This is a genomic window from Paenarthrobacter sp. E2MeOHC11 (assembly GCF_058744955.1).
Genome location: NZ_CP196673.1, coordinates 4407904 through 4433976 on the forward strand (window position 1 = coordinate 4407904; position 26073 = coordinate 4433976).

Annotated in this window: 21 protein-coding genes; 13 read left to right on the plus strand and 8 right to left on the minus strand. The window is 61.7% G+C overall.

Features of this window, described 5'->3' with window-relative positions; translation table 11 throughout:
- Positions 1–8: 8 nt before the first annotated feature.
- From mihF to ACSSVG_RS20475, 6 genes are all read left to right on the plus strand, one after another.
- Positions 9–335: an integration host factor, actinobacterial type gene (mihF, locus tag ACSSVG_RS20450; RefSeq protein ID WP_253468295.1), complete on the plus strand. Its 327-nt coding sequence runs from the start codon at positions 9–11 to the stop codon at positions 333–335.
- A 21-nt stretch (positions 336–356) separates the two neighbouring features.
- Positions 357–929, plus strand: a complete 573-nt coding sequence (gene gmk, locus ACSSVG_RS20455; protein ID WP_159699256.1) for a guanylate kinase — start codon at positions 357–359, stop codon at positions 927–929.
- A 39-nt stretch (positions 930–968) separates the two neighbouring features.
- On the plus strand, positions 969–1229 hold the full coding sequence (gene rpoZ / locus ACSSVG_RS20460; RefSeq protein ID WP_017197559.1) for a DNA-directed RNA polymerase subunit omega: 261 nt from the start codon (positions 969–971) through the stop codon (positions 1227–1229).
- Positions 1230–1256: 27 nt separating this feature from the next.
- Positions 1257–2507, plus strand: a complete 1251-nt coding sequence (coaBC, locus tag ACSSVG_RS20465; protein ID WP_253468294.1) for a bifunctional phosphopantothenoylcysteine decarboxylase/phosphopantothenate--cysteine ligase CoaBC — start codon at positions 1257–1259, stop codon at positions 2505–2507.
- 75 nt (positions 2508–2582) lie between these two features.
- On the plus strand, positions 2583–3812 hold the full coding sequence (gene metK, locus ACSSVG_RS20470; protein ID WP_231340015.1) for a methionine adenosyltransferase: 1230 nt from the start codon (positions 2583–2585) through the stop codon (positions 3810–3812).
- A gap of 167 nt (positions 3813–3979) precedes the next feature.
- Entirely contained in the window at positions 3980–6079 is a 2100-nt protein-coding gene (locus ACSSVG_RS20475) for a primosomal protein N' (protein WP_492416019.1), read from the plus strand.
- Positions 6080–6087: 8 nt separating this feature from the next.
- Here the strand turns inward: ACSSVG_RS20475 and ACSSVG_RS20480 are convergent, their stop codons facing one another.
- From ACSSVG_RS20480 to ACSSVG_RS20495, 4 genes are read right to left on the minus strand one after another with little or no spacing between them, the layout of a single operon-like run.
- Positions 6088–7170, minus strand: a complete 1083-nt coding sequence (locus ACSSVG_RS20480) for a glycosyltransferase family 4 protein (protein ID WP_231340013.1) — start codon at positions 7168–7170, stop codon at positions 6088–6090.
- Positions 7167–8111, minus strand: a complete 945-nt coding sequence (locus tag ACSSVG_RS20485) for an alpha/beta fold hydrolase (RefSeq protein WP_231340012.1) — start codon at positions 8109–8111, stop codon at positions 7167–7169. Before ACSSVG_RS20485 ends, ACSSVG_RS20480 begins: the two co-directional genes overlap by 4 nt.
- Positions 8112–8120: 9 nt before the next feature.
- The gene (locus ACSSVG_RS20490) at positions 8121–9002 is read right to left on the minus strand and encodes an aldo/keto reductase (protein ID WP_231340011.1); all 882 of its coding nucleotides are present in this window, start codon (positions 9000–9002) and stop codon (positions 8121–8123) included.
- Positions 9003–9036: 34 nt separating this feature from the next.
- A complete protein-coding gene (locus ACSSVG_RS20495; protein ID WP_231340010.1) occupies positions 9037–9999 on the minus strand; it encodes a sugar-binding transcriptional regulator in 963 nt (320 codons plus the stop codon).
- 122 nt (positions 10000–10121) lie between these two features.
- On the opposite strand from ACSSVG_RS20495, the gene ACSSVG_RS20500 reads away from it, so the two are divergent.
- The 7 genes from ACSSVG_RS20500 (at position 10122) to ACSSVG_RS20530 (ending at position 21037) form a co-directional block, all read left to right on the plus strand.
- Entirely contained in the window at positions 10122–11906 is a 1785-nt protein-coding gene (locus ACSSVG_RS20500) for a glycerol-3-phosphate dehydrogenase/oxidase (protein ID WP_492416022.1), read from the plus strand.
- A gap of 171 nt (positions 11907–12077) precedes the next feature.
- Entirely contained in the window at positions 12078–12830 is a 753-nt protein-coding gene (locus ACSSVG_RS20505) for an MIP/aquaporin family protein (protein WP_231340008.1), read from the plus strand.
- A 70-nt stretch (positions 12831–12900) separates the two neighbouring features.
- Complete coding sequence (gene glpK, locus ACSSVG_RS20510) at positions 12901–14415, plus strand: glycerol kinase GlpK (RefSeq protein ID WP_231340007.1); 1515 nt, start codon at positions 12901–12903, stop codon at positions 14413–14415.
- Between the two features lie 291 nt (positions 14416–14706).
- On the plus strand, positions 14707–17235 hold the full coding sequence (leuS, locus tag ACSSVG_RS20515) for a leucine--tRNA ligase (RefSeq protein WP_492416024.1): 2529 nt from the start codon (positions 14707–14709) through the stop codon (positions 17233–17235).
- A 59-nt stretch (positions 17236–17294) separates the two neighbouring features.
- Positions 17295–18278, plus strand: a complete 984-nt coding sequence (locus ACSSVG_RS20520) for a DegV family protein (RefSeq protein ID WP_492416030.1) — start codon at positions 17295–17297, stop codon at positions 18276–18278.
- Positions 18279–18351: 73 nt separating this feature from the next.
- Positions 18352–19176 (plus strand): helix-hairpin-helix domain-containing protein, encoded by an 825-nt coding sequence (locus ACSSVG_RS20525; RefSeq protein ID WP_492416032.1) that lies wholly within the window; start codon positions 18352–18354, stop codon positions 19174–19176.
- A complete protein-coding gene (locus tag ACSSVG_RS20530; RefSeq protein ID WP_492416034.1) occupies positions 19169–21037 on the plus strand; it encodes a ComEC/Rec2 family competence protein in 1869 nt (622 codons plus the stop codon). Before ACSSVG_RS20525 ends, ACSSVG_RS20530 begins: the two co-directional genes overlap by 8 nt.
- A 251-nt stretch (positions 21038–21288) precedes the next feature.
- On the opposite strand, the gene ACSSVG_RS20535 is transcribed toward ACSSVG_RS20530, so the two are convergent.
- The 4 genes from ACSSVG_RS20535 to ACSSVG_RS20550 all read right to left on the minus strand — a co-directional run bounded on the left by ACSSVG_RS20535 (position 21289) and on the right by ACSSVG_RS20550 (position 26062).
- The gene (locus ACSSVG_RS20535; RefSeq protein WP_231340002.1) at positions 21289–22467 is read right to left on the minus strand and encodes an MFS transporter; all 1179 of its coding nucleotides are present in this window, start codon (positions 22465–22467) and stop codon (positions 21289–21291) included.
- A gap of 120 nt (positions 22468–22587) precedes the next feature.
- Entirely contained in the window at positions 22588–23739 is a 1152-nt protein-coding gene (locus tag ACSSVG_RS20540) for a peptidogalycan biosysnthesis protein (RefSeq protein ID WP_253468292.1), read from the minus strand.
- Positions 23736–24896 carry an ATP-grasp domain-containing protein gene (locus tag ACSSVG_RS20545; RefSeq protein ID WP_231340000.1) on the minus strand — a complete coding sequence of 387 codons (1161 nt, stop codon included), beginning with the start codon at positions 24894–24896 and terminating at the stop codon, positions 23736–23738. The genes ACSSVG_RS20540 and ACSSVG_RS20545 overlap by 4 nt, the downstream gene beginning before the upstream one ends.
- A gap of 176 nt (positions 24897–25072) precedes the next feature.
- A complete protein-coding gene (locus tag ACSSVG_RS20550) occupies positions 25073–26062 on the minus strand; it encodes an aspartyl/asparaginyl beta-hydroxylase domain-containing protein (protein WP_231339999.1) in 990 nt (329 codons plus the stop codon).
- Positions 26063–26073: the final 11 nt, after the last annotated feature.

Genomic DNA, 26073 nt, shown 5'->3' on the forward strand with positions numbered 1-26073 from the left:
GTTTGGCAGTGGGCCTTAAAGAGCTGACACCACAGGAGCGTTCCGATGCGTTGGAGAAGGCCGCCAAGGCGCGGGCAGTGCGTGCCGCCGCCAAGGATCGGCTCAAGCGTGGCGAGGTGAGCATTGCCGAGTTGATCTCCTCAGGTTCTACCGACGAGGCGATTGCACGCATGCGGGTGGTGGAACTCCTGGAGGCCCTGCCGGGTATTGGGCCCGTCAGGGCGGCCGGGATCATGGCGGAGATTGGCATCGCAGGATCCCGCCGCATCAGGGGCCTGGGAATTCACCAGGCCCGGGCGCTGGTAGATTTTATGGATACCCAGCAAAGCGTGTAACGCATCTCCCCGAAGGAATCCGTGAGCAAGAAACCCGGACTGACTGTCCTTGCAGGCCCCACTGCCGTTGGCAAGGGAACCGTATCCACCTACATCAGGGACAACTATCCGGAGGTTTGGCTCTCAGTCTCGGCAACCACCCGGGCCGCGCGTCCCGGAGAAACTGACGGCGTTCACTACTTTTTCAAGTCTGCCGAAGAATTCGACTCACTGGTGGCTGACGGGGAACTGCTGGAGTGGGCCGTCGTCCACGGCCAGAACCGCTACGGCACGCTCCGCAGCACCGTTGATGCGGCCATCGCCGACGGGAAGTCCGTGCTGTTGGAGATCGACCTCCAGGGCGCCCGGCAAGTCAAAGCGGCAGTCCCGGACGCGAATTTTGTCTTCCTGGCCCCGCCCAGCTGGGACGAAATGGTCCGTCGACTGGTGGGCCGCGGCACCGAAACTCCCGAGGAACAGCAGCGAAGGCTGGAAACCGCTAAACTGGAACTTGCTGCTGAACCGGAGTTTGACCACACCGTCATCAATGACGACGTTCGCCGGGCAGCAGACGAGCTTGTTTCACTCATGGGGCTTACCCCGCACGGGCGCTAAGCGCTTGCATTTGTTGGCCCGCTAAAATTTGGAGAATTCGTGTCCACGAACCTTGAAGGCATCATCAACCCGCCGATCGATTCGCTGCTTGAGGCTGCTGATTCCAAGTACGGCCTGGTCATCTTCGGCGCCAAGCGTGCGCGCCAGATCAACGCCTACTACGCCCAGCTGCACGAGGGCCTGTTCGAGTACGTCGGCCCGCTGGTTGACACCAAGCTGAACGAGAAGTCGCTCTCGATCGCCCTCCGCGAGATCAACGAAGGCCTTCTGGTTTCCACGCCGATCGAGCCCGCAGAATAAAGCAGACTGCCTGTTGACGGAGGTCACGTGCGCATAGTCCTCGGAGTCGGGGGAGGGATCGCAGCCTACAAGGTTGCATCGCTCCTCCGGCTTTTTACTGAAGCCGGTCACAAGGTGACGGTCATTCCCACCGAAGCTGCTACCCGGTTCGTCGGGGTGGCCACGTGGGAGGCCCTCTCTGGCAACCCGGTGAGCAACAGCGTCTTTGACGATGTCGAGAAAGTCAACCATGTCCGATTGGGTCATGAGGCTGACTTGATCGTGGTTGCGCCGGCCACTGCCGACCTTCTGGCCAGAGCAGCCACCGGACAAGCGGGCGACCTCCTCACCAACACACTCCTCATGGCCCACGGGCCGGTGCTCTTCGCTCCGGCGATGCATACGGAAATGTGGCAGCATGCCGCTACGCAGGCCAACGTGGAGACACTGCGCGGCCGCGGCGTGACCGTCCTTGAACCGGCGTCCGGGCGGCTCACGGGTTCCGACTCGGGTCCCGGCCGCCTGCCCGAACCCGAGGCGATCTTTGCCGCTGCCATGGCATTGGCTGAGGCCGCGAATGGGGCCACGGCTTTGCCTGCCGCGGCCAAGCCCCTTGCCGGCCGCCTCGTGACGATCTCCGCCGGCGGAACCAGGGAGTCGCTGGATCCTGTCCGCTTCCTGGGAAATCGATCTTCCGGCAAACAGGGCGTTGCGTTGGCCGCTGCGGCCTTGGCTGCCGGTGCCTCCGTGCGCTTCCTCGCAGCGCATATGGACGTTGAGCCGCCTGCCGGCGTCGAGCTTGTCCGCGTTGAGTCGGCCTTGGAACTGAGGGAGGCGGCGCTGAAAGCGGCAGCGGATTCCGACGTCGTCATCATGGCGGCCGCCGTTGCCGATTTCCGTCCTGCGGAGGTCTCGGACACCAAGATCAAAAAGGTCGACGGCGAGGACGCACCTGTGGTGCGCCTGATCCGGAACCCGGACATCCTGCACGAGCTGGTTGAGCGGCGGAACGCTGAGGGCGGCCAGCAACTGATCGTCGGGTTTGCGGCTGAAACGGGCGACGCCCAAGGAGATGTCCTTGAACACGCCACGGCAAAGCTCAAGCGCAAGGGCTGCGACCTCCTGGTGGTCAATCAGGTGGGCATTGGCCGTGTTTTCGGCCAGGACGAGAATTCCGTGGTCATTCTGTCCGGTCACGGTGCCAAGCCACAATCGGCCGCCGGCTCCAAGTCCGACGTCGCGGCTGCCGTGGTTGACCGAGTTGGGGCCGAGCTCGAACGCGTCTTCCCGGCCTTGTAACCGGGCCCACCCCGAATTCTTAGCATAGGGACACACGGCAAATACCGCTGTCCCGCAACCCAGTAAGGTGGTCGAGTGACTTTACCGCTGCACCATGAACCCCATGGCACCCCGTCCAAGCTCCGGCTCTTCACTTCCGAGTCGGTCACCGAAGGGCACCCGGACAAGATCTGCGACCAAATCAGCGACGCCATCCTGGACGCGCTGCTTGCCGCTGATCCTGAATCCCGCGTGGCCGTTGAGACCATGGCCACTACCGGCCTGGTGCATGTGGCTGGTGAGGTTACTACGGACGCCTACGTGGAGATTCCGCAGATTGTCCGCGAGACCATCCTTGGCATTGGCTACGACTCCTCGGCCAACGGCTTCGACGGCGCACGTTGTGGTGTCTCCGTGTCTATCGGGCAGCAGTCCAATGACATTGCAGGCGGCGTTTTCAACTCGTTGGAGGCCCGTGAAGGCCGCCAGGAAGACGATTACGACCTCCAGGGCGCCGGCGACCAGGGCATCATGTTCGGCTACGCCAGTGATGAGACCGCGTCGTACATGCCCACCCCCATTTGGCTCGCCCACCGCTTGTCGGAACGACTCACCGAAGTGCGTAAAAACGGCGAGCTGGCATACCTCCGCCCGGACGGCAAGACACAGGTCACGGTAGGGTACGACGGCGATCGCCCGGTTTCGGTTGAAACGGTGGTCATCTCCAGCCAGCATGCGGAAGAAGCGGGCCTTGAGCAGCTTCGGGCGGACCTCGCGAGCTATGTCATTGATCCCGTTCTGGCGGCGTCCAACCTCGATTTGTCCCGCACAGCCAACATCCTGAACCCGGCCGGAGCCTTCGTCATTGGTGGCCCGGTAGGCGACGCCGGCCTCACGGGTCGCAAGATCATCGTGGACACGTACGGTGGGTTCTCCCGGCACGGTGGCGGCGCGTTCTCCGGCAAGGATCCGTCCAAGGTTGACCGTTCGGCCGCCTACGCCATGCGGTGGGTTGCCAAGAACGTGGTGGCCGCCGGACTGGCCAAGCGCGCCGAGATCCAGATTGCCTACGCCATTGGCCAGGCCCGTCCTGTCGGAACGTATGTCGAGACCTTCGGCACGGAGACCGTGGACCCGGCCCGTATCAGCGAGGCCATCGATGAATTGTTCGACCTCCGTCCCCGCGCCATCATTGACGCACTGGACCTCAAGCGGCCCATCTACGCCAAGACGGCGGCCCACGGTCACTTCGGCCGCGACGAGCCCGACTTCACCTGGGAGCGCCTGGACAGGGTGGCTGACCTGAAGGAATACTTCAACGCCTGATTGCTGGTCCTTCCGGTCGATCCCATCGCTGATGTTGTTTTGTCGGTGGTTCGTGGTTGGCTGGAGCCAGAGAGATGCCCGCAGCGGGTTAATCCCGCTGCGGGCATCTCGCGTTGAAGGTGTGCGGTGGGTTACCGCTCGATGAGGATGAGGATGAGGTGAAAGGCATGGCAGGACGCGAGGCCCAGCCGTCGCTGCTCCAGCCCTCGTTGTTGCAAGGGTTTCCTGACCGTGCGCCGATCAACGGCCCACCCCTTGCTGCGGAGAATCCCGTGGCGCGCGTGGTGCTTGAGTCGTCGGTGCCCCATTTGGACAGGCCGTTCGACTACAGCGTGCCTGCCGAACTCTCCGACTCCGCCGTCCCAGGCGTCCGGGTGAAGGTCAAATTCAATGGCCAGGAACTCAACGGCTACATCATTGAGCGGCGTGCGGACTCGGATGCGGCCCACCCGCTGACGGCGCTCCATAAAGTGGTTTCTCCGGTGGCTGTCTTGACGCCGGCCGTTGCTGAGTTGGCCGGTACGGTTGCTGCCCGGTACGCCGGTACGCTCAGCGATGTTCTCCGGACGGCGGTTCCTCCCCGTGTTGCCAAGGTGGAGAAGGATTTACTTGCCGGGGGTTTGGCCGGCGACGTTGCGGATCTGAAGCCGTTCACGGATCCCTACACCTGGGCGGCGTACTCCAACGGAACGCAGTATTTGCAGCACCTTGCCAGCGGCGGTTCGCCCAAGGCTGTCCTCACGGCCCTCCAGGGATTCGGACCTGCGGGTTGGCCGGCTCTCATCGCCTCAGCAGTTGCAACAGTCCGTTCCTCAGGGCGGGGCGCCGTGGTGGTAGTGCCGGATTATCGGGATCTTGAGCAGTTGGAGGCCGCGCTGACCAAAGTCCTGCCGTCTTCGGACGTTGCACGACTCACCGCGGACGACGGCCAGACGCCCCGCTACAGGAACTTCCTGCGGCTTCTGAGTGGTGCGGCCGGGGTTGCCATCGGCACTCGTTCGGCTGCTTACGCGCCCGTCAAGGATCTTGGTCTCGTGGTGTGCTGGGATGACGGCGACGACCTCCACATCGAGCAGCGCGCCCCTTACGCCCACGCTCGGGAGATCCTGCTGCTGCGCGCCGAGCAGGAGGGGGCGGCATGCCTCATGGCCTCCCACAGCCGCAGTACTGAACTCCAACGCCTTGTCGAAATGCAGTGGGCAGTGCCTGTTGAGGCGCCGCGCACTACAGTCCGTTCCACGGTGCCAAGGGTCCTCAATACGGCGGACAGCTTCGAGCAGGAACGTGATCCGTTGGCACGTATCGCACGCCTGCCCGGTGCTGCCTGGCGCGCTGCCAAGGAGGGTCTGGAACGTGGACCGGTTTTGGTGCAGGTGGCCCGTGCCGGCTACGCACCGTCCTTGGTGTGCGAGACGTGCCGTGAGCTTGCCCGTTGCAACGCCTGCCAAGGGCCCCTGGCAGCCTCCTGCAGCTCCGCCATACCCGCATGCCGTTGGTGCTCCACACCTGCTCCCCAATGGCGCTGCACGCATTGCAGTGCAACCAGGCTGCGCAAGGGCGCAACGGGTGTTCTGCGGACGGCCGAAGAGCTGGGGCGGGCCTTCCCGGGGAAGGCCGTGGTGACCTCTTCAGGTGAGCACATCAAGGCAACCGTGCCTGATGCTTCCGCCCTGGTAGTGGCCACGGTTGGAGCTGAGCCGGTGGCTCCCCAAGGCTATGCGGCCGCTTTGCTGTTGGACGGAAATTCGCTCCTCCGACGCGAGAACCTCAGGGCAGGGGAGGACACCGTCCGTCGTTGGTTCAATGCCGCCTCCCTCGTGAAGCCGGCCAACCAAGGCGGACTCGTGGTCATCACTGCGGACGATACCGCCGCCACGGGAGCACTCCTGCGGTGGGACGCCCCCGGCTATGCGTCGCGGGAGCTGGCCCTTCGGAAAGAACTGCAGTTGCCCCCTGCGGTCAGGGTGGCCTCAGTGACTGGTTCAAGGGCCGACGTCGGACACTTTGCAGATGCGTTCGAGGCCAGCGCTGTGCGTGCCGCGGGCACCAAGCTCCGCACTGCGGGGCCAGCTCCGGTGCAGCTGTTCTCCGGCGCATCCCAGGGGACCACCGGCGAGGCTGATGCGGACGTCCGGACGCTCTACTTCATTCCGTATGCTGATGCCGCGGAAACCACGCGGGCGCTGCGGGCCGTCCGGGCAGCCAACGCCGCGAAGCGCACGTCTGGTCCGGTACAGCTTCGCTTGGACGGGGTGGACGTCCTCTAGGCGAGGGACTAAGCCCTGCGCTTGCGGACCGCCACGACTTCCTCGGCGGCGGCAAGAAGTTGCCGCGCGGATTCGTCCCAGTTGAAGTCTGACGCGCGTTCCACAGACGTGCGGGAGCGCTGCTGCCAGAGGCCGTCGGTGCCCAGCGCGGTCACCGCTGCCGCGAACTCCGTCGGCGATTCCGGGTCTACGTAGCTCACGGCGTCGCCGCCCACCTCCCGGAAGATCGGGATATCGCTGGCTATTACCGGAGTACCCAAGGCCATCGCTTCCACCAGGGGCAGGCCGTATCCCTCTGCGCGGGAAAGGCTGATCAGCGCAGTGGCCCGGACAAGGAGTTCGTCGTACTCGGCGTCCGTGACGCCATTGTGGAACTGTACTTTGGCTCCGTGCGGAACCAAAGCCTCCAATTCCGCCTTGCGCTGCGGGGTGATCCTGCTGAGGAGATGAAGGGTGTAGTCCGGCAGGCCTGCCATGCCCCGGATCATGGTCTCGACGTTCTTGTACGGCATGAACGAACCCATGTACAGCAAGGTTTTTTCGGCGCCTGCGGCGGGATCGCGCGGCGTCTGACCTGGTTGGGGAGCATTGCCGACAATCCGCACGGGCCGTTTGGTCAGCTTGTATTTGGCCATCAAAGCTTCAGTGGTGCGGCTGATGGTAGCCACCACGTCCGCCCGGTTCAGCAAGAGACGCTGCGGCCAGAAGGCCTTGTGGTAAAGCCTCCACAGCAGGCGCACGGGCGCAGGGAGGAAGCCCGGGGGAGTCGGGTGCTCGTAGTAGATGAGGTCGTGCAGGGTAAGAATCAGGCCGTAACGCCGCCCCAGGGTTCCCATGGTCTGCATGGGACACACCACAACATCTGCACCGAGGGGGTTAACACGCCGGGCCACGAACAACTCCAATGGGGACAAGGGGCTGTTGACCATCACATAGGGGACATCGGGCAACAGTGCGAGTTGGCGTTTGTCGCTGATCAGCATGGTGACATCCGCAATCTTGGATGTGGCGGCTATGAGGCTGGAACCGTAGCGGCTGATGCCATCGTGGTGGTCCGTTCTGGTAAAGCGGGCGTCGATGACAATTTTCACGCGGGATGTTCCTCCAGGAAGGTGCGGATGGCTGCTGCCGCCGGAACCGGCGTCTCATAGTGGATCAAATGTCCGACGCCGGGAATGACTTCCAGCGTGGCGTCCGGCAGGCGCTCCATGAGTTTGTGCTGGTTGGGAAGGGTGGCGATCTCGTCTTTTTCGCCGGCGACAAGGAGCACTGGAAGGGTTAGCTGCTCGGCAACCTCGGCCACGTGTCCGGAGACCGAGGCTTTGAAGGATTCCAGCAGGCTTTTCCGGTCCGCGAACGCGCTGAAGTAGGCATCGTGCTGTCCGTGGATGAAACGGCGCAGTTCCTTGTCCTTGGTTTTGGCCATCGTGATGCTCATGACCCGGACGATCGCCCGGTTGCGGAGGACTGCCAGTCCCAGGCGGCGGGGGAGCTTGGCTGACACCTGGTAGTACAGGACGGCAAGTTTGGTCATGATTCCCTTGGGACCTTCCAGTGCCGGTGCGGCAATGGGATTGATCAGGATCAGGGGATAGACAGCGCCTGGGTGCGAGGCGGCGAAGTGGCTGGCCACGATCGAACCAAAGGAGTGGCCCACTAACACAGTCCTGGGTCCCATCCCCAGGGCGGCCATGAAGCCGGTAATGAACCGGCCGTAGCGTTCAACACTGTGCTCGGCATCGACGAACGGCTCCGAGCTTCCGAAAGCCGGCAGGTCCGGCATGATGATGCGCATTTCCGGAAGCTGGTCCGCGACGCGCAGCAGCCCGTGGTGGTCTCCACGGAACCCATGAATGACCAGGATGGTGCGGGTAGCCGGGGTTACGGTCACTGGCTCGTAGGTCCAGTAGGCAACATTGCTGCCATCGACATCCACGTCCGAAGCGTGCGTGCGTCCCGTCAATGACTTGCTGAAAAATACGCTGGGGGCCTGCGCGTTGTCAGGCGAATGCGCGGTGTCCACTCTTTCCATGCGGTGGTCCTAATTCACGTTGTCCGGGTGCGACCCGGTCCGGTGGTGGCGTTCGAGTCCTGCGATGCCGTCCATGTCGGTGGCGTCCAATTCGAAGTCGAAGATGGCAGAGTTTTCCTTGATCCGTCCCGCAGAGCTCGCTTTGGGAATGACCAGGTTCCCCAGTTGAAGATGCCAGCGGAGAACGACCTGCGCCGGCGTCCGGTTGTACTGCTCCGCCAAAGCCACGATGGCGGGGTCAGCCAGGACCTGTCCGCGGCCGAGTGGGCTCCACGCCTCCGTGGCGATTCCCAACTGGTCATGCAAAGTCCGCAACCGGGTCTGCTGAAGCCAGGGGTGCAACTCGACCTGGTTCACTGCTGGAACAACCTCGGCCTTCTGCATGAGTTCTTCAAGGTGCCCGGGCTGGAAGTTGGACACACCGATCGCCCGCACTTTGCCTTCCCGGTACAGGGTCTCCATTGCCTTGTATGTCTCCGCGAAGAGCCCCCGGCCCGCGCAAGGCCAGTGAATGAGGTAGAGGTCCACGTAGTCGAGGCCAAGGTTGGAGATGGAGGTGTCGAAAGCCCTGAGGGTGGCATCGTAGCCGTGGTCGTCGTTCCAGACTTTAGTGGTGACGAACAGGTCTTCGCGTGAGAGCGTGTGCACAGATTCCCCGGAACCGCCGGTGCCGTTGTTGGCTGCCGCCGCATCTCCGATTGCGCCGCCGATGCCCCGGCCCACGCCTACCTCGTTGCCGTACATGGCTGCTGTATCGAAGCGCCTGTACCCTTCGCCCAACGCGGTAGCTACCAGGGTGTCGGCGTCTTTGGGTGGAACCTTATAGAGGCCAAATCCCAGGCGTTCCATCTGTACGCCGTTGTTCAATGTCAGCCGGGCTGGGGATCTCATAGCAACGACTCTACCCATTCCCTGCACGAATGCCTCAGGCATGGCCGTTGAAACTGACCAGTCGTCGGGCGGAAGCTTCGTCCAGGATGAGGTCCGTGGCCAACCCTGCCGCCAGTGCCCCCTGGAGGCCATTGATCTTTGAGGCCCCGGACACGACGCAAATCCGGCGCCTGACCTGACGGAGTTGTTCGTGGCTGGGGCCGGTCGACCGCTGGTTAAGGGTGATGCCGTCCGAGGACCCATCACTGCGGAAGAAGACGGTGGCGACGTCGCCCACCACGTCGTCGGCAGCCAGCACGGTGAGGTCGTGTTCATCGAGGTAGCCTCCGGCATACACGTGGCTCGGGTAGTCCGAATCGACCGATCCGACGCCGAATATTGCGATGCTCATGCGGTCCTGCAAATCCAGGATGCGTTGAACGCTGCGCTCATTCCACATCGCCGTCTTGGTGGATGCGTGGTCGAAAAACGCCGGAACGGGGAACTGCTCCACCCGCGCGCCATACGCACTGCCGAAGCGACGCATGATGTCGCTGGCGTAGGTAATGCCGGTGGTTTGCATGTTTCCTGCACCGTTGAGTTGGACCACGATGCTGTCGTGGGTCACCTTGCGGGTGAGGTGCCGGCTGACGGCGCTAAGCGTCGCCCCCCACGCCACGCCGATGATTGCATTCGAGTCCACCAAAGGTCCGATTGTTCGTGCTGCCTGCATGGCCACCCGGTCCAAGGTCTCTGCTTCGTTGAGGGTATCGAGGACCGGAACCACGTGGACATCAACGCCGTACTGGCTCCGGATCTGGCTTTCCAGTTCCGGTCCGGTGTCGAACGGGCTCCGAATCTGGACCTGGACCAAGCCTGTTTCCCGGGCTGAGGACAGCAGCCGGGACACCGTGGATCGGGAGGTCCGCAACTCGCGGGCTATCGCATCCATGGTCAGGTCCTGCAGGTAATACATCTGTGCAGCCCGGAGCGCATCCGAGTGACGTGATCGTGCCATCTCATTTCCTTACTGCACGTTTGTGCAAATAGCTTGACTCCATTTTCCACCTTCGCAAGATTAGTGGTGAACGGTGCAGCAGCGAGTGGCGCGGCGCACGAACCAAGCCCAAGGGAGCAGTTTTGGGACACAACAGGATTTCCGGTACCTCACAGCACGCACAGCAGCGCGACTCCGTCGTTGCCCTGCAGGAGCGGCCCTCGGCCAAGGTACTCATCATCGGCGGTGGCATCAATGGTGTTGGGACATTCCGCGACCTCGCCCTGCAGGGCGTCGACGTCGCGCTTGTTGAGCGAGGTGACTACTGCCAAGGCGCCAGCGGCGCCTCGTCCCACATGATCCACGGAGGCATCCGCTACCTCGAAAACGGCGAATTCCGTCTGGTCCAGGAATCAGTGGTTGAGCGCAACCGGCTCCTGCGCATCGCACCGCACTACGTCAAGCCTCTTCAGACCACCATCCCGATCTACAGCACGTTCTCCGGCATCCTCTCCGCGCCCATGCGCTTCCTTACACACAAGCAGGGCAAGCCCAAGGAGCGGGGCGCTTTCCTTATCAAGGTTGGCCTGAGCCTGTACGACTTCTTCTCCCGTGACGGCGGCAGCGTTCCGCGCCACCAGTTCCGTGGCCGGACCAAGGCCCTTGCCGAGCTTCCCAAACTGAACTCCGGTATCAAGTACGCAGCAACATACTTCGATGCCTCTGTTCACAACCCGGAACGCCTGACCCTGGACGTCTTGCAGGATGGCGAGAAGGCCGGACGTGGCGGCGGACTTCCGGGAGGAAGCGCCCGCGCCAGCAACTACGTCTCCCTCGTGTCCATGGGCCCCGACGGAGTACTGCTACGCGATGAACTGACCGGCAAGGAATTTGAGTTCCAGGCAGATGTCATCGTCAACACCACCGGCGCCTGGGTGGACCTCACCAACCAGGCCATGGGCGCCGTCAGCAAGTTCATGGGCGGTACCAAGGGATCCCACATCGTCCTGGACCACCCGGAACTCCTCGCTGCCTGCAACGGTAGGGAAATCTTCTTTGAACACACCGACGGCCGCATCGTCCTGATCTACCCCATGGGCGACCGCGTGTTGGTCGGAACCACGGACGTGGACGCCGACATGTCCGAAGACGCAGTGTGCACGGACGAAGAGATCGACTACTTCTTCGACCTCGTCGGACATGTGTTCCCCACCATCAAGGTTGGGCGCGAGCAGATCGTCTATAGCTTTGCCGGTGTCCGCCCGTTGCCGCGCCACGACGAAACCCAGCCCGGTTTCGTCTCACGTGACTACCGCATCGAACGCAGCGTCCGCACCGGCAGCGACGCCGTCACAACGCCAGGCGGGAAGGCCGCCGTCGTACTGAGCCTGGTGGGCGGCAAGTGGACCACGTTCCGCGCCCTGGCCGAACACATGACCAACGACGTCCTCCGCGAACTCGGCATGGAACGCAAAGTCTCGACGGCGAAACTCGCCATCGGCGGTGGCGCTGGCTTCCCGTCCACCGAGCAGGGCGAACAGGAATGGATCAAGAAGCACATGGGGCCGGGCCTCGACGCTGACCGCGTAGCCGTCCTGCTGACCCGGTACGGAACACGCGCAGACGCTGTCATCGAGTACCTCAATGCCGGACACGACGCGCCGCTGCGTTCCACTCGCGAACTGAGTCTCCGTGAGCTGGCGTTCATGGCCGAGCACGAGCAGATCGGTCACTTGGTGGATGTCCTCATCCGCAGGACATCGCTGGCCTTCCGTGGCCTGGTTACCGGCGAGTTGCTCAACGAAATCGCCGCGGCGTTGGCAGAGCCGCTGGGGTGGGACGCTGCTGCCCGCGAAGCGGAAATCCGCCACGCCCAGGAAGTACTGCAGCGATTCCACAAGGTTGACGTGCACAGTCTCGTAGCCTGACACCAAGCAGCGGAAAACAGCTTGACCGTCCCAGCGTGCGGTAGGGACGGAATGGGGTAGGTGGGCCCGCCAGGGGACCACCACACCGGGACGGTTCCGGAGACAACGGAACCGTCCCAACAGCCTCTTCACCCGCGAGGGGGCTGACAACAGAAAAATGAGGAGTCAAAGATGTCTCTTGGAATTGTTTTCCTTTCCGAAGTATTCGGAACCATGATGCTGACCCTGCTGGGTTGTGGCGTCGTGGCAAACGTTGCGCTCAAAGGCACCAAGGGCAACAACGGTGGATTCTTGATGGTGACGTGGGGCTGGGGTATTGCGGTCTTCGCGGGCGTTTTCGTGGCCGCAAAGTCCGGTGCGCACCTGAACCCGGCTGTCACCCTGGGTTTGCTGGTCAAAGGTAGCGATGAGTACGCGAAGGACGTTGCGGTGACCTTCGCCTCGACGCTCACGTACTTCGGCGGCGAACTGCTCGGCGCCTTCCTGGGTGCCGTTGTCTGCTGGCTCGCTTACAAGCAGCACTTCGATGAGGAGCCCCTGGCAGCGAATAAGCTGGGCACCTTCTCCACCGGCCCCGCCATCCGTTCCACCCCGTGGAACCTCATCACCGAAATCATCGGCACGTTCGTCCTGGTCTTCGTCATCCTGACCTTCGGCGGCACCCCTTCGGGCCTCGGCCCGCTGGCAGTTGCCTTGCTGGTTGTCGGTATCGGTGTATCCCTCGGTGGCCCCACCGGCTACGCCATCAACCCTGCACGTGACCTCGGCCCGCGCATCGCACACGCCGTCCTCCCCATCAAGGGCAAGGGCTCCAGCGACTGGGCCTACTCCTGGATCCCGGTCGTGGGACCGCTGGTTGGCGGCGCCCTCGCAGGCCTCGTGGCCATCTGGGTTCCGGACATCATGCCTGCAATCGCCGGCTAGTTCTGCACCTACCCACCCGCACACCATAAACACCCGAACGTAGACAACAACTTCAGACAAGGACGTCACCATGAACCAATACGTCATCGCCATCGATCAGGGCACCACCAGCTCCCGCGCCATCGTGTTCGACCACTCGGGCAACATCGTCTCCACCGGCCAGATGGAACACGAGCAAATCTTCCCTCAGGCTGGATGGGTAGAGCACAATCCCGCCGAAATCTGGAACAACACGCGCGAGGTCATCGCCTCAGCCCTGTCCAAGGCGAACCTGACCCGGCACGACATCGCCGCCGTCGGCATTACAAACCAGCGCGAAACTGCTGTTGTCTGGGACAAGAACACCGGCGAGGCTGTCTACAACGCCATCGTCTGGCAGGACACCCGCACCCAGCCGATCGTCGATGAACTGGCCAAGGACGGTGGGCTCGAACGCTTCAAACAGAAGGTCGGCCTGCCGCTGGCCACCTACTTCTCCGGCACCAAGATCAAATGGATCCTGGACAACGTCGAAGGAGCCCGCGAGCGTGCGGAAGCCGGCGACCTCTTGTTCGGCAACACCGATGCCTGGGTTCTGTGGAACCTGACCGGCGGCGTGGACGGCGGCGTGCACGTCACGGATGTCACCAACGCTTCCCGCACCCTCTTCATGGACCTCGAGACGCTGCAGTGGGACCAGGGAATCCTGGATGTCTTTGGAGTCCCGGCCTCGATGATGCCGGCCATCAAGTCCTCCTCCGAGGTCTACGGCCAGGTCCACACCTCCCAGTTGCTTCGCGAAACCCCGGTAGCAGGCATTCTGGGCGACCAGCAGGCCGCAACCTTCGGCCAGGCGGCGTTCCAAGCCGGCGAGGCCAAGAATACCTACGGCACCGGCTGCTTCCTGATCTTCAATACGGGCGAGGACATTGTTCACTCGAAGAACGGACTCCTCACCACGCTCGGATACAAGCTGGGCGATGCCAAACCGCACTACGCCCTTGAAGGTTCCATCGCGGTCACGGGCTCGTTGATCCAGTGGCTCCGCGACAACCTGGGCATGATCAGTTCCGCCCCGGAGGTAGAGGAACTGGCCGCAGCAGTGGAGGACAACGGTGGCGTGTACATCGTCCCCGCCTTCTCCGGACTGTTCGCACCATACTGGCGGGCAGATGCACGCGGCGCGATTGTTGGCCTCACGCGTTTCGCCAACAAGGGACACATCGCCCGTGCAGCGCTGGAGGCCACGGCCTTCCAGACCCGCGAGGTACTCGACGCCGTCAACGCCGACTCGGGTGTTCCCCTCACCGAGTTGAAGGTCGACGGCGGCATGGTGGCCAACGAGGCACTCATGCAATTCCAGGCAGACATCCTGGGCGTACCGGTTGTCCGCCCGAAGGTCGTCGAAACCACGGCCCTCGGTGCTGCTTACGCCGCTGGCCTGGCGGTCGGATTCTGGAAGGACCTCGGTGAACTGAGCGCCAACTGGAACGAAGACAAGCGCTGGGAACCGCAGATGCCCGCTGAAGAGCAGGAGCGCCAACTGCGTCTCTGGAAGAAGGCAGTGACAAAGTCCATGGATTGGGTCGACGAGGACGTTAAGTAGTCTTCTCTTGACAGAGGTTCCGGGGACTCCCGCCCGCCCGCTTCGCGGTGCCCACCACACCATGGCGGGGAGTCCCCGGAACCTCTTGCCGCATACGGACGTCTTACACCAAGCCCATGGGTTTGGTGGGGTAAGGTATTGGTATGCGTGCGATCCTTCTGCTTAGCTAGCCGCTCGGCTTCAATAGCCGTGCGGCCGCCCCTCCATAGTTGAGGGGCTTTTGTGTGTCCGGGGGTATCCGGGACCGCAGCAGGAGGCAAAACCGCCATCGAAGAACAGAAGAGGGCAGCAGTGAGCGTTCAGCCGGAGACAGAGACCGGAACAGCACAAACAGCCGCAGCCGAAGCGCCCGAAGAAGGCGTCTACAGCTTCGCTGCGATGGAAGCCAAGTGGCCGCAGGTCTGGGAAGACCTCAAAGTCTTCACGCCCGCCGACGACGGCTCGCGGGAACGCCGCTATGTGCTGGACATGTTCCCCTACCCTTCGGGCGACCTTCACATGGGCCACGCCGAGGCCTTCGCCATGGGCGATGTCGTGGCACGCTACCTGCGCCAAAAGGGCTTCGATGTACTGCACCCCATCGGTTGGGACTCCTTCGGCCTGCCGGCCGAGAACGCTGCCATCAAGCGCAACGCACACCCCAGCGAGTGGACTTACGCGAACATCGACACCCAAGCGGCGTCCTTCAAGCGATATGCCATCTCAGCCGACTGGTCGCGCCGCCTCCACACCTCTGACCCCGAGTACTACCGGTGGACCCAGTGGTTGTTCAAGCGCTTCTACGAGCGTGGCCTGGCATACCGTAAGGATTCGCCCGTCAACTGGTGCCCCAAGGACCTCACGGTGCTGGCCAACGAGCAGGTCGTCAATGGCGCTTGTGAGCGCTGCGGCACGCCTGTCACCAAGAAGTCACTGAACCAGTGGTACTTCAAGATCACCGACTACGCCGACCGTCTGCTTGAGGACATGGACCAGTTGCAGGGTCACTGGCCCGAGCGCGTCCTCGCCATGCAACGCAACTGGATCGGCCGCTCCGAAGGTGCCCACGTGCGTTTCGTCATCGAAGCCACCGAGGACCGCGCCGAGCGTGAAGTCACCGTATTCACCACCCGTCCGGACACCCTCTACGGCGCAACGTTCTTCGTTGTCGCAGCAGATGCACATTTGGCGCTGGACCTGGTCACGCCGGGACAGCATGACGAACTCATGGCCTACCGTGAGAAGGTCAAGGCCCTGTCCGAAATCGAGCGGCAGTCCACCGAACGCGAGAAGACCGGCGTCTTCACCGGCCGTTACGCCATCAACCCGCTCAACGGCGAAAAGCTCCCCGTGTGGGCTGCTGACTACGTGCTGGCCGACTACGGCACGGGAGCCATCATGGCCGTGCCCGCGCATGACCAGCGCGACCTCGACTTCGCCAAGGCATTCGGCCTGCCCGTCCGGGCGGTATTGGAAACCGGTGCCGAGGACCCTGCAGAGACGGGCGTAGCCACTGCCGGCGAAGGCACTCTCAAGAACTCCGGCGAGCTGGACGGGCTGTCCAAGTCCGAAGGAATTCCGGCCGCCATTGAAATTCTTGAGAAGCTCGGAACCGGCGAGAAGTTCGTGAACTTCCGGCTGCGCGACTGGCTCTTGAGCCGCCAGCGCTTCTGGGGCACACCCATCCCGATCATCCACTGCGGTGAATGCGGCGAAGTGCCCGTCCCCGATGACCAGTTGCCCGTCAGGCTGCCCGACAACCTGCGCGGTGAGGCTTTGTCTCCGAAGGGGACCTCTCCGCTGGCCGCCGCCGTCGAATGGGTCAACGTTGAGTGCCCCAACTGTGGCCGCGCAGCCCAGCGCGACACGGACACCATGGACACCTTCGTGGATTCCTCCTGGTACTTCCTGCGCTTCGTCTCGCCCGAGTACACCGAAGGCCCGTTCGATCCCGAAAAGATCAACAACTGGATGCCGGTGGGTCAGTACGTTGGCGGCGTTGAACACGCCATCCTGCACCTGCTCTACGCACGCTTCTTCACCAAGGTCATCAAGGACATTGGCCTGATCGAAGCCAATGAGCCGTTCTCCGCGCTGCTCAACCAAGGCCAGGTGCTCAACGGCGGCAAGGCCATGAGTAAATCCCTGGGCAACGGTGTTGACCTCGGCGAGCAGCTGGACAAATTTGGCGTCGACGCCGTCCGTCTCACCATGGTCTTCGCCTCCCCGCCGGAGGACGACGTCGACTGGGCGGATGTTTCGCCGTCGGGTTCGGCCAAGTTCCTGGCCCGTGCTTGGCGGCTCGGCCAGGACGTCAGCAGCGAGCCGGGTGCAGACCCGGCTACCGGTGACCGCGCCCTGCGCACCGTGACCCACAAGACCATCGCCGACGCCGCTGACCTCCTTGACAACAACAAGTTCAACGTCGTGGTAGCCCGACTGATGGAACTGGTCAACGCCACCCGCAAGACCATCGATTCGGGTGCAGGTTCCGCAGATCCGGCTGTACGGGAAGCGGTGGAGGCCGTTGCGGTCATCCTGAGCCTGTTCGCTCCCTACACCGCGGAAGACCTCTGGAACACCTTGGGTCACCCCGCTTCCGTGGCCAACGCCGGCTGGCCGAAGCACGACGAAGCGCTGCTGGTGCAGGACACCGTCACTGCCGTGGTGCAGGTCCAGGGCAAGGTTCGCGATCGCCTGGATGTCTCGCCCGACATCACGGAAGACGAGTTGCGCGAACTCGCGCTTGCCTCGGAAAACGTCCAGCGTGCGCTGGACGGACGCGGCATCCGCACCGTGATCGTACGGGCACCTAAACTGGTGAACATCGTCCCTGCCTAGCAGGGATTGCGCGGCCGCCGGCACTGTGCCGGCGGCCAGCCATCATCTTTGGAGGTTGCGTGCCTGAGCGAGAACCACCCGCATGGATATGGCTCAAGGAAAGAGTGGCGCGCCTCAGGCAACCCACTGCCCCGGTTACATCCGTTGTCGAGCCGCTGGCCGCCGTCGTCAAGACAGCAGTCGTCACCGATTCAGCAGCTGCACTGCCGCCTGACTGGGTGTCGGCCTTTACCGCCGACGGACGCCTTGCAGTTGTTCCCATGCCCGTCATGGTCGGGAACGAAATCTACGGCGAGGGCGAAGACGACATCACCCAAACGTTGTCGCTGGCTCTTGCTTCCGGTGCTTCGGTGAAAACGTCACGGCCATCGCCCGGGCAGTTTGAACAGGCGTATCTCGCTGCCCAGCGCCACGGCTTCGAGTCCGTGGTCTCCATTCACATTTCTTCCGAGCTCTCCGGAACGGCTGATGCCGCGAGGCTTGCCGCTGCCCGCGTCAGCATCCCGGTTGAGGTCATCGACTCGCGCACGGTCGGTATGGCACAGGGCATGGGTGTCCAAAGCGCTGTGGTGGCCGCCGCCGACGGGCAGGAGGCAGCAGAAGTTCGCGGCTTCGCCGAGAGGCGTATGGAGCGCACTAAGGTCTACTTCTACGTGCCCAGCCTGGAGCAGTTAAGGCGCGGTGGACGCATCGGTGCGGCAGCGTCGCTGTTGGGTACAGTCCTCGCCATCAAGCCCATTTTGGCGGTCGACGGCGGCAAGATCGTGCCGCTGGAGAAGGTCCGTTCCGCTGTGCGCGCCGTAGCTCGCTTGGAGGAGATTGTTGCAGCGGACGTTGCGTCCCGCCCGGCCGGACAGCAACGGTTGGCAGTTCACCACTTTGGCAACCAGTTGGAGGCCGAAGCCTTGGCTGCCCGCCTGAACGAAATGTGCCCCGACTGTCCCGCGCCCCAAATCAGCGCGCTCCCGGCCGTCCTGGCGGCACATGCTGGCTTGGGCGTTCTTGCTGTCATCGTGGGGGAGAGCAGCACGCCAACAGACTGACCCTTGGGTCGTCTTATCCACATAAGGCACCGCGTCCCCTTCGTGGCAGCGGCGGCAGCCATAGGCTCGTTGTATGCCACGCCTGAGCCGGGATACCTCCCCAGATGCCGCAGCGCAGGCAGTCCGGCAACGCTTTGCCTCGCGAATGGCAGGGGACACCCAGGCCTCGCCGCTCCTGGAGTTGCCAGCGGAAGATCCGCCCGGCTCAGCTGGCCATGAAGAACCCGGCGCCCACGTTCGAAGTGTCCGGCTTCGGTGGCGGACTCCCTGGCGGGTGGCGGTACTCCTGGCTGTCGTAGCGGCGGGTCTCATTGTGTGGCACTTGTGGCAGTCTTCCCTGGGTCAGCCAACATCAGAACCGTTGGATTCGTCGACGTCGGTTGGTCCGGAAGCTCCGGATCCGTCAGAATCGACGGAGCCAGCGGGATCGGAGGCTCAAGGGAGCCTCCTGGTTCATGTTGCAGGGGCCGTACAGAAGCCCGGCGTTATTTCCCTTCCGCTGGGTAGCCGCGTCTTTCAGGCCATAGATGCCGCCGGGGGTGCAGCCACCAACGCTGAACTCGGCGGTTTGAATCTTGCGGAGGTGCTCAACGACGGGGTCAAAATCGTCGTTCCGGTCGTAGGAGAGGCGCCGCAGCCTGCCCCGTCCGCGCTTGCCGGCAGTGGCGCTGCTACCGGCGACTCGAGTGGAGGTTCAACGAAGGTCAATCTCAACACAGCCTCCCTGGAAGAGTTGGGGACTTTGCCTCGGGTGGGGCCCGTAACTGCCCAGCGAATTCTCGACTGGAGGAAAGAGCACGGAGCTTTCGCATCGGTGGACGAACTGGATGCCATTGACGGGATAGGGCCCAAGCTCATGGAGTCGCTCAAGGACCTTGTGACGGTGCAGGATGGCTGAATCCCTGGGTGGTCAGGAATCGGGAAAGCGCATTGACCTGAGGCTCGTTCCTGTTGTGTTGGTGACGTGGTCCGTAGCGCTGGCGGGTGGCTTCATAGGTGCATCCTGGTCTGCAGCTTTGGCGGGTGCACTGACCGTGATGGGCGGAGTGTTCCTGGTGTTGGGGCGCCGCCAAAGGCCGTCCGGAGTACGGGGCAGAACTCTGTTCGCGACCCTCGCTCTTGCCTGCGTTCTGGGAGCCGCTGTGGCGGTGCACTGCGGGGTCTCGGCCGGCAACCGTGAGAATGGGCCGCTAGCCCCGGCGGTGGCCGCCGATGATGGGGTTGTGATCCATGTACTCATTACTGGCAGCCCCACAGCGGCGCGTTCACCGGGGCATTCACATGACGACAGGTGGATGGTGAATGCGAGCCTGATTGATCTCAGGTCCGAGGGAAGCGTGGTGCGCGGATCTGCCGACATCGTCATCACAGGCGGCGACGGATGGCAGAATGTCCGGCCAGGGCAAAGGATCAGGACAACCGGTGCGCTCAAACAGGTGAGGGAGGGGCAATCGAAAGCTGCCCTTCTGAACGCGTCCTCTGGTCCCGTCGTTACGGGCTCTGGGTTCGATGTCCGACAAACCGCGGCCGACATGCGAAAAGGGTTTGTAGCCGCTGCACAGTGGCTCCCCGAGGACTCGGCCGGGTTGCTTCCGGGGATGGTGACAGGCGACACCAGTGCGCTCCCGGAAAGTCTGGAAACCGCAATGAAGACCACGGGCATGACACATCTAACCGCCGTTTCGGGCGCCAATTGCAGCCTGATCCTGGGTGGCTTCATTTTGTTGGCGCGTTGCTTCCGGCTGGTACGCCCGGCCGCCGGGGCGTTCGCTGCGTGCGGTCTGTTGTCGTTCGTCGTGATGGTTGGGCCGGACCCGAGTGTCTTGCGGGCTGCGGTCATGGGAGCTGTGGGCTTGGCTGCCCTTACGGGCGGATTACGGGGCCGGTCCTTGACTTTCCTCTGCCTCGCCACGACGATTCTGCTGTTGCTGGACCCGGCCATGGCAGCCAACGTGGGGTTTCTCTTGTCGGTTCTGGCTACGCTCGGGATTGTGCTGCTTGCCACCCGTATTGCGTCGTGGATTCCGTTGTGGGTACCACGGTGGTTGGCTGCCGGAATTGCGGTGCCTTTGTCGGCGCAGTTGTTGTGCGGGCCGGTGATTGTGGCACTTCAGCCTCAGTTCACGCCGTATGCCCTGATCGCCAACGTGGCGGCGGGTCCTTTGGTGGCGCCGGTGACTATTTTTGGGACGATCGCTGCGCCGCTGGCCACGGTCCTGCCCTGGCTGGCGGTGGTGCCGATCGCCGTTGCGGGGACCTGCGCGGGGATGGTTGCGGGGCTGGCACGGTTCTTTGCCGGTTTGCCTGGAGCTGCTTTGCCCTGGGCTGAGGGGCCGATCGGAATGATGGCTATGGTGCTCTCATCGGTCGTGACTGTGCTGGTCGTCTGGGCGGCGCTGCATCCTGCGGCTGTGAAGCGGCACGTCATGGGCCTGCACGGTGTTGTGACGGTGCTCCTGGAGCGCGGTCAGCGCGTCGAATTGGTACTCGGGCATCATCGAGTGCAACACTCCGAAAAGATGCTGTCCATCAGCAGACTCTCACGAGGAACCGACTCCCTTGACGCGCAATGCTTCGCTGTGCCGTCGTCGGTGACGACCTGCACGTTAAGGCATCGTTCCGGGTCAACCTCATGGCACCGATCAGACCAGCATAGTCAGAGGCTAGCCGCCGCGCATAGAGCAGCCGCCATCCTCACAAGGATTGCGAAACGTATGAGGAACGACCAGCGCAGCTCAGACCAATTCCTACAGCAATAGTCCAGGCACACGATAACCAGAACGTATGGCGAACTACCGCCACTGTCGTAGGGGATTACCTCACTGACAAGCTGGCCGCCGACTGCATCGCCGCGGGAGAGCTGCCTGGTTGAGCCAGTTGTGAGGCAGCGATGCTGTGCTGAGCAATCGATCCGCTTACTGAAGGGATAGGCCTAAGGCGAAGCCCCGCTATCAATGAGAAGCACCGGCGTCGTGGCTGACGTCAACAGAACCGGACTATGTCACCTTGGTCAGTGCTGCACAATAGAATCCTCCTCGCGAGGTTGCCCGGATGCAGCACGGGCATGCCGGAGCATGCCGTATCGAATAGACATTAGGACAACCACTAGTCCCACGAGGGCTACCGATAGCAGTATTATCAGCCGAGGTGACATTAGTCCGCCCAAGAGGGCCAAAACGGCGCCCGACAACGGTACCGAGAGCAACAAGATAGCAACAAAAGCCCCAATGGTACTCCCAACTTCGGCAGCGGGAACGATCTTCAATCGTTCGGTTCTGAGCCAAACGGAAAAAACAGTTAAACCTGCTGACCAGAGACCAAAGGCCGCAGCAAAGATGATGGCATTGCCAGCCAAACCCATCCCGAGCCCCGAGACAAACATAAGAATGAAGCTGGCCTTGACAATCCAAAGGGATATCTTGCCTCCCCGACTTACGTACGTCGCGAGGCTGATCGCCGAGGCGGCTCCGATCAAAGCGCCAACACCACTAACCATCCCCACCGTGGATTCGTTTCCGGCGAACTCGCCAATCACCACCGCTGGCGCTATTGCCAATCCCAATCCGGCTATGAAATTAACCATCACGCCCATGCTGAGAAGCTTCATAAGTCCCTTGTTACGCCAGACTTGGAGGACTCCAAGAAACAGGGATGAATGGACGGCACGACGTGCCTTTGCGTCGCCCTTTTGAGCCTTCGTCGTCCGGAAAGCGATCGCCGACAGCGCAGAAATAACAAAGCCCCCAGCGAGGATCAGGAACGTGAGCTTTTGCTGTAGGAAGAGAATCAACATCCCACCGAGTAGTGGCCCTGCTACTTGCGTGAGCTGAAGTGCAACCTGTTGATGGGACTGGCTAACCTCTCTGGAATCAAGGTCATCCAGCGAAATCACCTTCTCGATACCAAGCACCGCGATGCCACCGAAGAACATCAGCAGAGCAGCGCCTAGGAAGAGTGTCACCATCGAGTCTGAGACAGCAACAATAAGGCAAAGTAGTCCGCGGACAAGATCCGAGGTGGCGAATATTCTAAGACTGGTGTATTTATCGAGCAGGGTTCCTAACAATCCGGTTGATAGCACTCTTGGAGCCCATTGCACCAAGAATACAATCCCGGAAAGAGCCACATTGCCTGATTGAGCGTAGACGGATACAGGAATGATGAAGCCTGCGGTCTGGTCGAGCAGCATGGATGGGAATCTGTTCCAAACGTACTTCACAGATTTGTGCTTGCTTAGGGGGTTCATTGGCTATTGACTGCCTTTGGCTGCGGTGTATGTTCAATCGGGTCAGGTGGGTCCGTGGGAGTACTAGAGGAGTAGAGACGCGCCACCCACGAGAGCATCCCCCACCTGGGGTGATGTCGATACTGCTTGCTGTATGAATTGTCCATTCTTCAGTCGGATGTCGTCGGAATAAGGCAGTAGGATCGAGTCCGTTGACAAGTCCACAAGCCACAAGCCACGCAGCTCTGCCCCTCTTATTGCCTTTACCTTGGAAGCCTCGATACCCGCGTGGACCCAGTTGAGTCCTCGATCTTGTGCTATCTCGATGGCACAGTAGTAGGTCAGGTTGAAGTACTCCGACGCGCCCACCAGTTTGTCTTCCTTGAAGCCCACGGCTCGAACGTAAAGGGTGTCACCTTTGTCGTACCAGAGCATGAACCCAACGCTCTGCCCGTCCTTGTCGTGAAGGATTTCAACATGTGCCTTATCCCCAAAAATGGCCGCCTGTTGCTGGAAGAGGCCCTGGGTTACGTCAACGTCGTCTACGATGCCTCGGCGGAGCTGCATCTCGACATTTAACTCAGCGACCGTCCTAGTGCTGTCCTTGAGAAGGGTGCTGGTGGTTCCGTAGCCGGCGTCCAGGAACTCCCCGTGTTCCTTTCGCACTGTGTGTCTCCGCTTTCGAGGTAGTCCCTCTGCGAACTCGTCAAGATTTTGACCGCGAACCGGGATATAGGCATCCAAGGCGATCAACAGTGGTTCTGAGCCTAAGCCGTGTGAAGTCAGGTGGTTTACGTCGTGGTCCTTGAGGTACATACCCACGAAAGGAACAGGTGCTTTCCGATTGAGTTTCCGGGGTACAGCTTCCTGGCAAGCTTCTTGGCCGAGTGCTACTAGATCGGGAATGACATCCGTATCTTCGCAGAGGAAGTCGCCTTGATAGCCTCTGGCCGGTCCGATATGAAGACCACATGGTGGTGGGGAGGCCAAGCCCCGTTCAGCCAGAATACGATCCCAGCGATAGAGGCTGTTGCTGCAGTGGTCGACCGCAGTGACAGCTACGGCCCCCAACCCGTTGGGGCCGGTGGTATGGATTGCACCACTGAACTCCGCTTCCAAGGCGCAGTATGTCAGCCATTCCTCGCTACTCATGAAGCTCGTTCCGGCGAGTTCGGCCCATCTCTGAGATCCGACCGAACCTACTGGGCTGCTAAAATAGGCTTCACTGTTGATCAAGACGGCACCTCTGTCAGCTTCCTGACATCCGATGTATCCGTATAGGTGGTCTGCACGTAGCTGGCAAGATTTTCCGTAATGGCCGCAATGTCTTCGTCCAATGCGCAATCAACGACAATTGATACGCAACGTTCTGATGAGTCCCGCACGGGACCAACGCGATCGCCCGGTCGTTTGCCTACGATGACAGCGCATAATCTGGCCGGCGCATCAGGTGCGGCGGGTTCAAATTCCGGCCATATGTGGCTTTCGTGAATCCACGTAACCGGGACGTCAGCCTCACACGTTACTGATTGCAGGACACCGGTCGGCTGATCCAGGAACACTTGTCGAGCTCGACGCACGCTATGCCGCGTCTCTGGCTCCAGCCCCAGGGCCAGGGCCACCATTGTCGCCTCAAAGGATATGCCTGTTGCCAAGAGCCATAGCTTTGAGATTGCATCTCCCGGAGGACGGGCCGCGACCTCCATGAGAACGGGTCCTGACGGCGTCATTCGAAATTCAGCGTGGCTTATGCCTGTGCACAGCTTTATCTGCTCCAGCAGCAGTTCATTGGCTGCCAGAAGAGTCTCGATATCTCTACTGTCAAGTTCATGCGCGGGGGAGGTGTGACCAACTTCGGTGAAATAGCTGGTGCTTGACTCGTTCGTATCTTTTGCAGTCACGCCGACCCAACGAATCACTCCGGCAACGACAACTGATTCGATTGAGTACTCCTGCCCTCTCACTCGGGATTCGAGCAAGAGTTCTTCATCGGGTCGATATGACTCGATGAGATCCCTCAGCTGTTCCTGGGAGCTCACCTCATAGACACCTGAACTGGACATCCGGCCTGTGGGCTTGAGTATGGCCGGGAATGCGATGCCAGAAGCTGAGGTTGTGTCCCTGTCCGTACCGATAAGATGCCATGTGGGTGACAGCGAAGGAACACTGAGGCGCTGTAGTGCCTTGTTCCGCGCTACACGTGCAGCATGGCTGCCGGGGCCGGGGAGACAGAGCGACTCGCTCAGGACCCCGGCCGCTTCAACAAACACCTCGCCACAACAAATGAGCCCGGCAATCTGAAACTTGCGCTGAATTTCACGAACCGGATGGATGAGGGATACGAGGTCGGTATCAGTGACATGGAAGATCAAATCGAGTCCAGCAAGCGGCATACCCGGGGAGTTTCTCCATGCTGCCAATTCCTGAGGATCCGTCTCTGGACCAAAGATGAATGCCGGTTCGCATCCTTGGCGTCGAATCTCGCCGATCAGCGCAGTGTGGCGCCGGAAGACGACAAGGTCTGTGACGACCAGGACGACTGGATCCCTCGGAGGTGACGACTGAGCGGTCATGGCGTGGGGCGAATCGGAATGACGCGCTCGATTACGTCGCGGCCAGCCCGAAGCCGTAGAACGGCTGTCGGGTTGGGACCTCCCGGGAACAATTGAATCGTGCGTTCTTCACTCCAGCCGGAGAACCTGAATTCCCCATCCCCAACATGCACCAATACGATCGGTTGGCCATCCGTTGGTGATAGAGCGAGGCCGGAGGCATCCAGTCGGATGCTGGCCTGTTCATCGTCGGCATGGCCTTCCAAGGGCCAATATTCTTCCCAGAGAGTGAAACCAAAGGGAATCTTGAGGTCGCATTCGAACTTGCGCATTTCGTCTTCACGCAAGGGAGAAGGCTGCCTGTTGAAAAGGACATCACCGCTGGCAAAGTATTCGCTCCATTCTTCTGGAAAGAGTGACGCCGTGCCTGGCACTGCAAGGGTATCCATCACCAGATGCGTGCGGTGTTCGGGACCAAGATTCTCTACGTGGTGCAGCCGGCTGAAATCTCCGAACCAGAACTCGCCAGGTTCCCAGTGGTGAGGTTTTCCGTCGAGAATGGTCCGTGCGTCGGGGTTGGTGACTACTGGTATATGCAGTCTCAGGACGCCGTACTTTGGGCTGTACTTCGGATCATCGTGGGTCATTCCCACGGTTCCGGGACCAAGTGCCATGAGACGGACGGCATGCATCGGCGCGGGAATGCTGTTGAGAACCTCCCGCAGGTAGGGCAACTCTGACATCCATTTTGTGTCGGAAAAAAGTTCCGGGCCGGGTCCACCGGGATCGGTCCGGCTGGGGTCCCCGCCTGGGCTTCTCAACGCCAGGCAACGCCAGTCGGCTTCGGTTTCGGCTCCAACGCCGTGTTCGTTATATGAACGTTGCTTGCTCCAGGATTCACGGGTAGCTGTGCGAAGCTCTGATTGCATGCGCTCGTGGTCGTACTTACCTTTCAAGCGGGCAGCTTCAGCAGGCGTCGAGAATTCACCAATGGGTTGAGTTTTCATTTAGCAGTCCT